The organism is Bifidobacterium eulemuris (assembly GCF_014898155.1).
Taxonomy (GTDB): domain Bacteria; phylum Actinomycetota; class Actinomycetes; order Actinomycetales; family Bifidobacteriaceae; genus Bifidobacterium; species Bifidobacterium eulemuris.
In genome coordinates this window covers 2,565,227-2,578,301 of the sequence record NZ_CP062938.1, presented here as the reverse complement: position 1 = coordinate 2,578,301, position 13,075 = coordinate 2,565,227, and the positions used below count along the sequence as shown (strand labels likewise).

The 13,075-nt window shown below is 59.9% G+C and carries 10 protein-coding genes; 1 reads left to right on the top strand and 9 read right to left on the bottom strand.

The window, feature by feature from the left end; all coding sequences use genetic code 11:
* Nucleotides 1–28 precede the first annotated feature (28 nt).
* The 9 genes from BE0216_RS10530 to BE0216_RS10490 all read right to left on the bottom strand — a co-directional run bounded on the left by BE0216_RS10530 (nucleotide 29) and on the right by BE0216_RS10490 (nucleotide 11,542).
* Nucleotides 29–496, bottom strand: coding sequence for a hypothetical protein (locus BE0216_RS10530; protein ID WP_094637714.1), 468 nt, complete (start codon nucleotides 494–496; stop codon nucleotides 29–31).
* Nucleotides 493–3,543 (bottom strand): glycoside hydrolase family 3 protein, encoded by a 3,051-nt coding sequence (locus BE0216_RS10525; protein ID WP_094637715.1) that lies wholly within the window; start codon nucleotides 3,541–3,543, stop codon nucleotides 493–495. Before BE0216_RS10525 ends, BE0216_RS10530 begins: the two co-directional genes overlap by 4 nt.
* Before the next feature lie 17 nt (nucleotides 3,544–3,560).
* Nucleotides 3,561–5,015 (bottom strand): family 43 glycosylhydrolase, encoded by a 1,455-nt coding sequence (locus BE0216_RS10520; protein ID WP_094637716.1) that lies wholly within the window; start codon nucleotides 5,013–5,015, stop codon nucleotides 3,561–3,563.
* 113 nt (nucleotides 5,016–5,128) lie between these two features.
* Entirely contained in the window at nucleotides 5,129–6,493 is a 1,365-nt protein-coding gene (locus tag BE0216_RS10515) for an ATP-binding protein (protein ID WP_143249344.1), read from the bottom strand.
* Nucleotides 6,490–7,236, bottom strand: a complete 747-nt coding sequence (locus tag BE0216_RS10510) for a LytR/AlgR family response regulator transcription factor (RefSeq protein ID WP_158217252.1) — start codon at nucleotides 7,234–7,236, stop codon at nucleotides 6,490–6,492. Before BE0216_RS10510 ends, BE0216_RS10515 begins: the two co-directional genes overlap by 4 nt.
* A 170-nt stretch (nucleotides 7,237–7,406) precedes the next feature.
* On the bottom strand, nucleotides 7,407–8,204 hold the full coding sequence (locus tag BE0216_RS10505) for a hypothetical protein (protein WP_143249345.1): 798 nt from the start codon (nucleotides 8,202–8,204) through the stop codon (nucleotides 7,407–7,409).
* A gap of 92 nt (nucleotides 8,205–8,296) precedes the next feature.
* Entirely contained in the window at nucleotides 8,297–9,187 is an 891-nt protein-coding gene (locus tag BE0216_RS10500; RefSeq protein ID WP_094637720.1) for a carbohydrate ABC transporter permease, read from the bottom strand.
* Nucleotide 9,188: 1 nt separating this feature from the next.
* Complete coding sequence (locus tag BE0216_RS10495) at nucleotides 9,189–10,121, bottom strand: carbohydrate ABC transporter permease (protein ID WP_226805780.1); 933 nt, start codon at nucleotides 10,119–10,121, stop codon at nucleotides 9,189–9,191.
* A gap of 80 nt (nucleotides 10,122–10,201) precedes the next feature.
* Nucleotides 10,202–11,542, bottom strand: coding sequence for an ABC transporter substrate-binding protein (locus BE0216_RS10490; RefSeq protein WP_158217253.1), 1,341 nt, complete (start codon nucleotides 11,540–11,542; stop codon nucleotides 10,202–10,204).
* A 265-nt stretch (nucleotides 11,543–11,807) separates the two neighbouring features.
* Here BE0216_RS10490 and BE0216_RS10485 point away from each other — a divergent pair, with 265 nt between their 5' ends.
* Entirely contained in the window at nucleotides 11,808–12,881 is a 1,074-nt protein-coding gene (locus BE0216_RS10485; protein ID WP_094637723.1) for a LacI family DNA-binding transcriptional regulator, read from the top strand.
* The last annotated feature ends 194 nt before the right edge of the window (nucleotides 12,882–13,075 follow it).

Below are 13,075 nucleotides of genomic sequence, written 5' to 3'. Positions count from 1 at the left end.
GGGCCGTATGGCCGCGAGGAGGAACCGGTCAGGCCGTCACCGGCTGGGAGACCACTTCCACGGATGATGTTGCGGCGCGGTTGAAGAATCCCGCCGCGCATACCGCGACGACCGCAAGCAGGTAGCATGCGATGCCCGCGAACGCCGTGTACAGGGCCTGGTGCGCGGCGGTGTTTCCGGCCTCCAGCGAGGATCCGAGAATCAGGGCCACGGATTCGGCGCGGGCGGCGATGTACTGCACCATCGCGGCGATGCCGAGCACACCGGCGATCGGATAGCACGCGTCGATCCACTGCCGATCCCCCACAACCGTCTCCAGCACGATGGGCGCCACGATGAGCACCAGGGTCGCCAGGCCAAGCACCGGCACCAGCAACGCAAAGTCGCCGTAATAGCTTCCGGTCGCGTTGACGATGTAGACCACGGTTCCCGCCAGGGAGAACAGCGCGGACAGCGCCAGCAGAATGTTCCCTGCGCCGATCTTCTTCTTGCTCATCGTTCGATCTCCTTTCCGCTCTTGCGCATCGCGCGAGCATACATCGTCAGGGACAGCACCGTCAGAGCCAATGCGGCCACGATGAACGCCGCGTAGCTCCAACGCCACCATGTCATGTTCGTCACGACGCGTGAGGTGCTGTTCAGTCCATTCATGGCGTTCGAATTCGCGAGAGCGTAGAACAGGTACTTCGTGTTGTCCCGGAGCGCCTGCACGAACTGCCGGTCTTCGCTGACGCCTTCCACGGTCATGTACTGCCACGATCCCGAGCTGCCGATCTGGCTGTCGGAGCTGATGCCCATCAGCGTGGTGCCGCCGATGACGGATTCCTTGGCCGACATGTAATCGGTGACGTCCTTCATCGAGAAGATGATGTCGGTCATCAGGAAGCCCTGATAGCCCCACTCTCCGCGCAGGATGTTCTGCATCAGACCGACATGGCCGGACGAGTAGGTGATGCCGACGCGGTTCATGGAGGTCATCAGACCGTTCATGCCCGCATCCACCATGCCTTCGAAGCCACGCAGCTCGGTCTCTCGGGCCTTCTGCTCGTTCATGAACACGCTGATGCCCATGCGTCCGGACTCCTGGTCGTTGAAGGCCAGATGCTTGGGGACGATGATCGTGCCCTTCTCCCTAGCGGCGGCGACCACGGCGCTGGCGCAGTAGTTCGTCACCATCGGATCCTCCGAATAGTATTCGTCGTTGCGTCCGTTGTACGGCGTGCGCTGGTTGTTCACGCCCGGGGCGAAGAAGATCGTGGTGTTCGTCCACAGCGAGTCGTTGCCGAACAGGGCGCCCTGCGCGGTGGCGAGGTCCTTGTTGAAGGTCGAGGCGACGATGGGCTCGCAGACGTAGTCGTTGGGCTTGTAGGTCGCGTTCGGGTCGTCCTCGGACACGTATGTCGGCGAATCGGGGTCGGTGCTGCGGGTGGCGAGGTCGGTGCCGTTGATGCCGCCGGGGCCATCCGACTCGAGCGCGTTGACGATTTCGTCGACGGATTCGTACTTCTTCGGCTGGGTGCCGCCGACTCGGATGCCGTAGAGGGCGTCCTCCAGCGTGACTCCGTCCATGATCTCGTCCCAACGCTCGTCGTCGAGGTCGGCGCCCTTCATCTCCAGGAAGGAGACGCTGCTTTCCTCTTCGGGGAAGATGTCGGAGGTGTCCTCGTCGGTTTTCATCTCGTAGAAATCCGACTGCATGTACGGCTGCATCTCGTCGGTGATCGCGATGTCCGTATAGGCCTTGGGCCAGGTGCCCTCCCAATCGGAACGGGACAGATACGTCACCGTGCCTTCCTGCCAGTAGTTGAGATCCATGTCATCGAGCTGGTTGGTGATCTCGGTGCCGTTCTCGCTGGTGGCGTAGGTGGTGTCGTCGAACTCGTCCTGATGCCAGGTGTAGGTGAGCGACCCGTCCCCCGCGTCGGTCATGCCGTCGGAGACGTCGTAGCCTTGCGCCGCGAGGATGTTGTTCAGCGCCTCATGCGCGCCGTTGCCGATGGACAGATAGTAGTCGCCGGCGTCCATGATGTAGGTTTTCGCGGTGGTGTAGTCGTAGCTGGCGAGATACTTCAGTTCGAACGTGGTCGAGACGGTCTGGGATTCGCCGGGCTGCAGCTCGTCCGTCTTGACGTAGTCCATCAGCTGCACGCCGGCCTTCTCGACGTTGTTCTGCCTGTCGTAGTCGGTATACGGCGACTGCGCGTACACCTGCACGACGTCCTTGCCCGCCACGTCGCCCGTGTTGGTCACCGTCGCGGTCACGGTCATCGTATGGTTCTCCTCGTCGGTCTCGACCGAGTCGAGCCTCTGCTCGAAGGTGGTGTAGCTCAGGCCCTCGCCGAATCCGTAGACGATCTCGTCCTCGTAGTTCCATGCGCCGCCGTCGCTGGATCCCGTGGCGGAGTCCGCGTTGCCCTGGCCGGAGACGATGTCGGCGTATCGGGTTTCGTAGTATTTGTATCCGGAGTAGATGCCCTCTGCCTCGACCAGATACATCGACTCCATTTGGTCGCCCTTGTTGGTGTATTCGAAGTTGCCGAAGTTGACCATGGCCGGAGAGGACTGCGAGTTCGCAGCGTAGGTGCTCGTCAGGTGGCCCGAGGGGCTTTCCTCGCCGTTAAGCACGTCGGCCACGCCGTTGAATCCGTAGACGCCGGGCAGGCCGACCCACAGGATCGCGTCGATCTGGTCGTTGTCGGCGAGATCGCCGAGTTCGAGCTGGTTCACGGAGTTGATGAGCACGACGACCTTATCGAAATTCTGGCAGGCCAGATCGATCATCGCGCGTTCCTCGTCGTTCAGAGCCAACGCGTTCTCGCCGCTTTCGCCTTCGGCCAATCCGTCGTCGCCAGGCAGATAGTCCGCGGCCTCGGAGGCGGAGCGTCCCAACACCACGATCGCGGCGTCCGAGTACTCGGCGAAGGAGTCCTGGTATCCCGCGGCGTTCTCCTCATAGGCGGACAGCGGCGGCTCTCCGACCGCATACTGGCCCGGAACCGGACCGATGAACGTGGAGGTCAACGCGCCCGGACGGTAGGGGTAGATGTCGTTGCCCTGCTCGTCCTTGCCGTCGGTGATGTTGCCGAGCGTCTCGTACAGGGCGGTCATGGTTGGATTGACCTCGAAGCCGCCGTCCGTCAGCGCCTGCTCCAAGGACACCGCGTTCTCCTCGTCGACGGAGCCTCCGAATTCGGGACCGTAGTACGGGTAGTGGCTCGCCGCTCCGAACAGCGTGACCTTGTCTCCGCTGCCCAACGGCAGTGTGCCGTTGTTCTTGAGCAGCACGCTTCCTTCCTCGCTCAGCTGCTCGTTGAGCTCCTCGTGGGCCTGCACCAGCTCGTCGGTGGTGGTGTAGTCCGAGGTGTAGGTGTAGGTGTCGCTCGCCGTTTTGTCGCTGGTCTCGATCGAGCTGGAGGTGGTGCCCAGGTTCTGGTCCAGGGACTCCTTCCAGCTTTCGCACACCGTGGCCACACCCACGGATAAGGCCAGCAATGAGGCGGTGATGGTCGTGAATCCACGCCATACGTTTGTCTTGCGGGACATCCGCTGCTCTCCTTGTTCTAGTTCAGTTCGAATTGATGGAAATCAAAGGCGCCGGTGCCTTCAAAAGTGAAGTACAGCGCTTGCGTTCCCTCTTGCGGCTTCAATGCCGCCGCGGGGAACGTGGTGATGCGTGTGGACGGCGTGACGTCGATGCTGGCGACCGGTTCGCCGTGCATACGAGTGGACACCACCATCCGTCCGCGCGCGTTGCCCTTGCCGCTGATGGCGATCCGTCGGGTGCCGTCCAGCGCGAAGTATTTGAAGCCGGCGGTCGCGCCGTTCCTCATGTTCGCGATGTATTGGTCCGGATTGTCTTCGCGGTCTTTCCCGGTTTGCGTGAAATAGGGCTCGTGGCCTTTGAGTCCCCTGAACGCTCCGTAGAATCGGGTGCCCTTGGCGGACATCAGATTGCAGGCGATTCTTGCCTCATATACTCCTTTCCCTGTAAGCGGACCCCCGTTGAGTCCGCACGACGTCGTTTCGGCCTGCAGGAATCTGCCGTCCTCGAACCGGATCTCCTCGGCGCAGGCCTGCCGGGAGAACTGGTGACGGTTCGTTTGGCGATGGTAGAAGACGTAGTACTTGCCGTTGAGCTCGATCAGGCTGCCATGGATGTTGCCGGTGAAGTTGGTCGCCTCCTCGGCGGTGCGGCCGTCGAGGCCGATGTCTCCGTTGGAGATCAGCACGCCGCCGAAGCGGAATCCGCCCACCGGATTGTCGCTGGTCGCATAGCACAGCTCATGGCTCAACTGCGAGCTGTAGACGAAGTAGTAGGTGTCGCCGAATTTGCGCATCGACGAGGCCTCCAGAAACTCATGCCCCTCGTATCCCGTGCCTTCGGCGGCGCCGGGACCGGGCACGCCGATGTAGTGCACATCCTCATAGCCGGGCTTGATGGTGAGCATGTCGGGTTCGAGTTCGAACACCATGGCACCTTCGACGGTGGGCTTCTCGCCGTGCAGCAGAATCGGATTGGATCGCAGCGCGAATCCGGAGTACAGGTAGATGCGGCCGTCGTCGTCCACGAACACGCCGGGGTCGAACATCTTCGGCTCGTTGCGCATGCCCAGCGCCACACCGTCGGCGTATTTGACCACGCCGAGGTATTCATAACGTCCGGCGGGCTCGTCGCAGACGGCCACCTTGATGTAGTGGTCGCCCATGAAGTAGAAGAAATAGTAGCGTCCGTCCGGCCCTTGGCACATGTCGGGGGCGGCGAATCCGTACTGGATGCGGTTACGCCCGCCGTGCGGATCCTGATCTCGCGAGAGGATCACGCCCTCGTAGCGCCAGTCGGCCAGATCGTTCAGCGGAGCGGACCAGCACACATAGTCGTTGAGGCAGAAGCTGTAGCCGTTGAACCGGTCGTGGGAGCCGTACAGGTACACGCGGTCGCCCCACACGTGCGGCTCGCCGTCGGGCACGTACTCGTAGCTCGGCAGATACGGGTTGAAGGCCTGAAGCGCTGCCATGGGAGAACCTCCTCGTCTCGTTCGTCACGTTGTTGTGATGGTTCCAACGTACCGAACGAGGCAAGGCGGTCAGGCGCGGCGAACGCCATCGGTGGCGATTGTGCCGTGAACTGTCATTCGACGACGCGATCGGGCCGTCTCGCCTCCGAGGCCGAGCGCACGGGGATCAGCATACGCAGGATGAAACGCCCGTCGTCGACCCGTGCGGTGATGGAGCCGCCGTAGCGTTCCACGATTTCGCGCATGCTTTTGAATCCGAACCCATGGTTGGCGTCGTCGCCTTTGGTGCTGCGCGGCACGCCTTTGTCGAAGGCCACCGGCCCCTCGCATCCGTTTTCGACGCAGATCTGCACGAATCCCCTGCGCTCCGCGACGGAGCAGCGGATCTGCCGACGGTCGGCGTCGCGCACGCGACCGGCCGCTTCGATGGCGTTGTCCAGCGCGTTGCCGAACAGCGAGCTCAGATCCATCGGATCGATGAACGCAAGGCTCTCCCCCTGCGCCACGCATTGCAGTTGGATGCCGAGCGCGCGGCAGCGTTCGGCCTTCATGGTCAGCATCGTGTCCAGCACGTCGTTGCCGGTGCGGTAGGCGGCCTCGTACGCGCCGATCTCGCGTTCGAGACGGTCGAGATGCGCGTTCGCGTCGCCGCCTTCGGTCCGCAGCAGCGCGATCTGATGCTTGAGATCATGGTATTTGCGGTTCACCAGCTCCATGCTCTCCTTGGAGATGCGGTAGCTGTTGTATTGCATCTGCAGCATGGACCGCAACGCCGTCTGCTCCATCTCCAGATTCCGCTCACGCATCTGAAGGTCGAACACGAACAGCATGGCCACGCCGGCGAAATCGGTTATCGTGCGGATGATGAACAGCTCGCCCGACAGCGTGGTGCTGAACGGAGTGTCCGACAGCACATAGCTGATATTGCTCAGCGAATAGGCGAACAGACCGATGCACGCCACCGTCAGCAGATCGTTCCAACGCACGCGCAGTTCCGGACCGGAGCCGCGGCTGCGCCGGGTGAGCAGCCACGCCGCCGAGAACACCGCGGCATGGATCACCACCAGGCACACCACATTCGTCACCCGCACGCTCGGCACCGACCAGCGGGTGATCAGATAGTAGTAGATCTGGTATTCGAGCGAGGCGGCGAACTCCCCCAGCATCACCACCTGCACCGTGTAGTATCCGGCCTGCATGGCGCTCAGCCGGCACGTCGCGAGGATGAAGCCGAACACCACCGCCATGCACAGCGCGACGCTGGGCACATACAGCACCATGGGGATGCCGTCGGTCAGCCGCATCCATCCTTCCAGCACGCCGATCGCAGCCAACGACAGCGCGGCGGTGCGCCACCAGTCGAAACGGCGCGGCATACGCGCCACGCACAGCACCAGCGCGGCCAGCCAATAGGCGAACATGTAGTAGCTGCCGGGGGTTTCAACCAGCGTCATATCCATGGGGGCATCCGGGCTCACAACGTCGTCTCCCCCATACGGTCGTTAAGCGCGTCCAGCAACGGCTTGCGGCGGGCGCGGCTGACGATCACCGTCTCGTCGCCGATGATCACGTCGCTTCCGTCCAGCCCGTCCACATAGTCGAGGTTGATCAGGAACATCTTGTTGCAGCGGAAGAACACGCTCCCGTCGAGTTTCTCCTCAAGCTCGCGCATGGTGACGCGGGCGGCCATGTCGCCGTTCGTCGTGTGCAGCACCAGCGTATGGTCGCGCACCTCGACGTATCGGATGGCGTCGGTGCGCACACGCTGGAAACCGCCCGCCATGGGCAACGTCACGAAGCTCCCCTGCTTCTTGCGCAGACTGCGGACCGCCCGCTCGAAATGCTGGCGGAACGTGCCATAGGTCATGGGTTTGAGGATGTAGTCGAACGCGCCGACCTCATAGCCTTTCATCGCGTATTGGGGCGCGTTGGTCACGAAGATGATGATGACGGCGTCGTCGGTTCTGCGGATTTCGGCGGCCGCGTCCATGCCGTTCATGAAGCGCATCTCGATATCCATCAGGATGATGTCGCAACCGGGCTTGTACCGGGCGGCGATGTCCTCGCCGTCCGCATAGCTCGTCACCTCGACGCGTTCGCCGTTCTCCCGGCCGTACCGCTGCAGAAAACCGCACATCTGCGTGCGGCAATCGTCATCGTCCTCGACAACGGACACTGAAAGCACCACATCATCCTTCCGTCGGCCCATATCACCTGCCATTGGGAATTCCATATGGAATGTTCCATCATGAAATCGCGGCACCACTAAGACTAACCGACCAAAGAGATATGACCACGCTCAAGGATGCGAAAACCGCCGACTGACCCACAGATGGAACCGGAAATCCGTTCCGGCAAAGAACACCCGAGCCCCTGCGCGGCGCATGGCGGTCAATCGATACGGGCTTCGGCAAGTCGGCCGAGCAACACGTCGGCCTGCCATCGCGCCGAAGCCCATACCACGTAAGCCACGACGCCCGTCGCAAACACCAGAACAAGCAGACCCGCGGAGGCCAACCCCCACAGGTAGCCGCCTATGGCGACGATGGAGACGATGACGATGGGGATCCGACGCACGGACAATAGAACCGCGTTGCGCGCAAGCGTCAGGACATTCGCGTTCGGACATTCGACGACCAGCACCAACGATATGAGCATCGACTGAATCGCCACCACCATGCACACCACCATCAAGGGCACCACCGCAACACCCCATGCCGTTTGCATGAACAGCAGAAGATCATAGACGAAACAGAACACCAAAGCCATGAACATCGCGCCCATGGCAAGCGCACGTGGAAACAGTCGAGCATACGCCCGAAGGAACGGGCGTGCGAAGGCGACGGACGAATCGACGCGAACATACGGGTCCGCGATTCCCTCCGGCCTGTACGAGGTCTCACCATTCCGACCGATTCCGATCCTTCGAGACAGGGCATTCGCCGAGAACAGCGTCGGATGATCACGAAACACCGCGAATTCCGCGGCCAAACCAGGTGCGCTTAATGCCGCGGCGATGATATACCCCGGCCAATAGGACAGGTCGCCGACGCCGAACGCCACCGCGAACAGCGGTGCCATGCCGACCACCAGACATAATCCGGCAAGCAGCATGACAAGAACCGTGTTGACGACCTTGACATACACCGCGCCGAATCCTCCTTGTTCCGCCTCGTGTCCTCGTTCCACACCGATCATCGGATTCCTTCCCTCGACATAGCATCGATATCCCGGATTCGTGGGGCGTGGCGCAAATCAACGCCACGCCCCTACACACCTCGTCACCCCTTCATACCGGAGGTGGCGATTCCTTCGATGAATTGTTTCTGGCCGATCAGGAAGATGACCAAAATCGGCAATACCGAAATGACCGAACCGGTCATGATCATCGCGTAATCGGCATCGTACTGTGAGATGAATTGCTTCAGGCCGATCTGGATCGTCCACAGGCTGCGGTCGCGAAGATAAATCAACGGTCCCATGTAGTCGTTCCACGTATTGGTGAACGTGATGATGCCCAAAGCCGCGATCGAGGGGCCTGACAACGGCAGCAGAATCCTGCGGTAGATGCCGAATTCCGACAGGCCGTCAAGACGTCCGGCCTCCGAAAGCTCTTCGGGAATCGTGTCGTAAAACTGTTTCATCATGAACACGCCGAAGGCCCCGAACGCCTGAAGCAGGACGATCGACCATCTCGAATCGGACAACCCGATGGCCGAGAGAATCTTGAACTGAGGAACCATATAGGCCTGCCATGGCACGGCTATTGTGGCCACATAGATCATGAACAACACATTTCGCCCGGGAAATCTGATCTTCGAAAACCCATAGGCTGCGAATGAGCCGGTGAGCACCTGCAAAAACGTGACGACCACCGCAAAGAACACGGTGTTGCCAAGCCAGATGAGCATATCGGACTTCGTCCAGATATCCACATAATTCTCCCAGTGCCACACCGAAGGCAGTACCTTGATCGGTACGGTGAACACCTCGTTGTTCGGTTTCAGCGACGATAGGACCATCCACACGAACGGCACCAGCACAAAGGCCGCACACACCAGCAACGAGGCGTAGCCGATAACCCGACCGCCGATTTTCAACGGCGAAACAGGCTGGCGGTTGAACGGAATCGAGGGATTGACCGTGGACACGGTTTGCTCCGACCTGCGCATCTCACTTCTCCTTCCTGTTGTTGTACCAGAACTGGATGAGCGTGACGATCATGCAGATCAGGAACAGAACGAGCGCGACCGTCGATGAGTAGCCGAAGTCATACCGTTCGAAGGCCACCTGGTAGACATACTGGGCCAACACCAGAGTGCTGCTGCCGGGGCCGCCGCTTGTCATCACCAACACCAGATCGAGAATCTTGAACGAGCCGACCGAAAGCATGACCAACACAAAAAACAAAGTCGGCCGCATGCTCGGCACTGTGATACGCCAGAATTTCTGCCATCCATTGGCCCCATCGATCGAGGCCGCCTCATACAGCTCGGAAGGAATCGTCTGCAATCCCGCCAGTAACAGAATCATGTAGTATCCGGCCTCTTTCCATGTGGCCACGATGATGACCGCAGGCATCGCCCAAGAAGTCGAGCCAAGCCATGCGGGAGGATCCTCGACCAACCATCCGATGAACTGGTTGATGACGCCGTGTTGGTCGAACAGCATGCTCCATACCTGTGCGACGGCGACGATCGACGTGATGTATGGGAAGAACGCGACGGTGCGGAAGAACGAACGGAATTTAAGTTTCGAATTCAGCAGCACCGCCAAAGCGAAGGCGATAGCCAAAGTCAGCGGAATATGCACAATCGCGTAATAACAGGTATTCCAGAGCGCTCTCCAAAACATATTGTCGCCGACAAGACGCTTCCAATTGTCCAAACCATTGAAAACCGGGTCACCGAACGCGTTCCATTGCGAAAACCCAATGTAGAACAGACTCAGCACCGGCACCAGTGTGAGCAGGATGAATCCGATGAAATTCGGAGAGATGAACAATAAGCCGTTGCGGGTGTTTCGACGGGTGATGGCGCCGCTCGTCAACGAGCCACGCTGCCGCCGGCGAGCGCCGGCTTGCGGGGATGTGGTGTTCGTGGTCATTGTTGCCTCCATGACTGTTCAAAGACTTGGGGTGGCGGCCTGTCCGAAACCGCCACCCAGCCTCGCGGATCGGGTTACCGTCACTCCTCGGCGGCGCCTTGATCCTTGATGTTCTGCGACGCCTCGGCAAGCGCATCGTCGATGGATTGGCTTTCGCTCATAATCGAGGAATGGGCGGTGCCCAACAGATTCTGAATGACCTGCGTGTGGTCGCCGACCGGATTCTCCGGTCCGCGATCGTGCTTCTGCCAGGCATCGCGTGAGAGCTGATCCTGAGGCATGCCCTCGGCGGAGAAGAACGCGTCGACGACGGTCTGCGACGTATAGGCCGGGGAAATGCCGATGCTTGCCAGAACCTTCGATCCATCCTCGCCGGCAACCCACTTGACGAATTCCTTGGCGGCGGCCAGCTCTTGTCCCGAGATCTCAGAGGACACGGCGAACGAACCCGGATCGCCGAACGTCATCGGCATATCGGATGTCTGCCCGTCGGGATTCTGCGGAATCGGCGCAAGTCCCCATTCGAAGTCGTCGGAGTCACCGGACTTCTGGGATTTGAGCAGAGACGAGATGTACCACGTGCCCATAGGCATCATCGCCGCCTTTTGAGTGCCGAACTGAGACTGGTACTGCACCTTGGTGGTGAACGCCGTGTTGTAGTCGATGGTCAACCCCTCGTCCTGCCATTCGAGGGCACGCTCATAATACGGCTTCATATAGCTGAAGTCGGCCGCAAAGAACTGGTCGTACGCGTCACTCTGCGCCGTGGCGAAGGACTGGACGGTCGCCATCCAGCTATGCAGGTACGTCGGATACACGCTGTCGGCATCATATCCGGCTTCAGGAAGCTTTTCCTTGAGCTCTTTGGCCGCTTCGGTGTAGTCATCCCATGTCCAAGTGCCGTCGGGGGCGTCGACTCCCGCTTTTTCGAACATGTCCTTGTTGTAGTACAGCACCCACGAATCGTTCTTATATGGCAGGGCGTAATACTTGCCGTCGATTTCGAGCGCGGACAGATCGATGTTCTCATCGCCGTCGTAGCTCTGCGCGACATCGGTCAGATCGGCGAAACCTCCGGATCCAATGGCATACGTGTAGTAGGTGGCCATCGTCTTGATCGGCATGACATCGGGCTGCTGGTGCCCGGAGATATCGGCGGTCAGCTGCTTGTCGTAATCGTCCGCCGAGTATTCCTTGATTTCGATGGTGACGTTCGGATATTCTTCCGTGAACGCATCCACCATCGTCTGCCATTCGGGATTCTGGCTCACCGTCCAGGCACCCAGTGTGATCGTGGTCTTCGCCTCCGGATCGAAGGCGACGTTCTCCTCACCTTCGTTTCCGCTTGTTCCGCCGCAGGCGGTCAGCATGGATGCCACAAGCGCGCAAGCGACAAGAGCCGTCACTTTCCTAGCTTTCATATTTGCTCCTTTTGGTAGGCCTGCAACTTTGCCGGGCCACTTCCTCTTCCTGACAGACGTCAATGTTCTGTTCGCGGTCGCATAGCGTTCGCTTCGCGACAGCATTCAGATTACCGCTTTTTTCTTTAACGTTCAACAGAATCGATAAAAAACCCCAAAAGCCTTTTATTACTTGATTTTTCTCGGCGTGTCACCACCTTTATCACGCCATAGTCCTCAAGAAGCCCTCGTATGATAGGTTCGGTACATCGGAGAAAGGGAGCGCATGAAGAAATCGACCCCGCGAAAAGCCCCGGCATCGAAGAAGTCCGACCACCGCCCAGCCACATTAAGCGACGTTGCGCGAAAGGCCGGCACTTCACCGCAATCGGTCTCGAACTATCTCCACGGATACCAGTTCATGAGCGACGGCATGAAACAGCGTATCGCCGCGGCCTTGAAGGAAACCGGCTACATGCCGAACACGACGGCCAGGAATCTACGCATCGGAAAAACCGGCAAAATCCTGTTGGCGGTGCCCGATATTCGCCAGAACTACTTCGCACAGATGGCTGGAGACGTCATCGATCAAGCCGAACGGCACGGCTATGACGTCATCATCCGCTCCTGCAGCAACAGCAGAGACGCCGAAGCCGCCAGCATCGAAATCGCACGCAACCATGGGGTCGACGGACTCATCCTCTCATCGACGGAACTTGGATACGAGGACGCCCGCCTATTGGAGGGAAGCTTTCCTATGGTGGTGCTCGGATCCAGCATTCCGAACGCCCCCGCGCCTCACATCCAGGTCGACAACATCGACGGGGCGAAAGCGGCCACCGCTTGCCTCGCCGACCATGGCTGCACGAAAATCGCCATGATCGGCCCGAATCGGATCCCCGAGCCAACCGATATGCGAACATCATCGGTCTGGCTCAGATTCCATGGATACCGCCAACAACTCGAGGAGCTGGGATTTCCTTACGATTCCTCGCTCGTACGCGGATCCGGTCTGATGCATTCCGCGAACGGAGCGCAGGCCATCGCCGACATCGTCACCGACGGAGGGCGCGCCGACGGAGTCTTTGTGGTCAACGACACAACCGCCTGGGGCGTCATATCAGGACTTCAGCGAATGGGATTCCGCGTGCCGCAGGACGTCAAGGTCATCGGTTTCGACAACTTGGCGGAATCCGCGTTTTTCGCCCCACCGCTATCATCGGTGGACCCCGATCTATCGAAGATTACCCATCTTGCCGTCGAATCGCTGATTCAGCAGATCAATACCGGACAGCGCGGCGAGCCAAACGAACAAATCGTGCCGTCACGCCTGGTCCTTCGGCGGTCGACGGATGACTAAGCCACGCGGCGGACTGCGACTCGGATAGCTTCCCTCTTTGCGAAACACATGGCGTTTGACAATCGTGCGCCTCAGTGTTTAACGTTAAAGACAACTTGCGGAGATCAACCGCAAAGTCACATGGTCCAATGACGATCCATCGAAAGGACAACCATGCAGTCGTCAGCGATGACACCACTCACAACACAACCACA